The 414-nt window shown below is 59.7% G+C and carries 1 protein-coding gene; it reads left to right on the top strand.

What is annotated here, in order from left to right; translation table 11 throughout:
• Positions 1-13: 13 nt before the first annotated feature.
• On the top strand, positions 14-414 hold a 401-nt coding region (locus AC0L3U_RS38535), incomplete at its 3' end, for an MmgE/PrpD family protein (protein ID WP_473285310.1).

Here is a 414-nt window from a genome sequence, read left to right as displayed (position 1 = left end):
TTGGAGCGCCCTGGTGCGAGCCTTAATTGAACTTGGCAACTTCGTTAGCAACTTCCCCGCAAGTGCATTACCGGTGGCTGCACGGCAGACTATCTCGCTGCTTGTGCTAGATCTCATCGGTGCGACCGCTGCGGGCCTGCAATCGCCGTTGGCTGATGCAGCCAGAACGTCAGCCCTAAAAGCTTACGGCGAGGGTCCCATCACCATCTGGTTGACCGACAAACAGTCGAGTATTGCGGGCGCCGCGATGGCGAATAGCGCTGCGGCCAGCGCGCTCGACATCGATGATGGTCACCGCGGATCGGGAGGGCACCCTGGTGCAGGTGTTATTCCCGCTGCCTTGGCGGTGGCTCAGGCCGTTAACGCTTCTGTTTCCGAAACAATGGCTGCGATCGCACTCGGATACGAAATCGC

It is taken from the genome of Bradyrhizobium sp. Kon69 (genome assembly GCF_055807515.1).
This window is presented reverse-complemented; position numbering and strand designations above follow the sequence as displayed.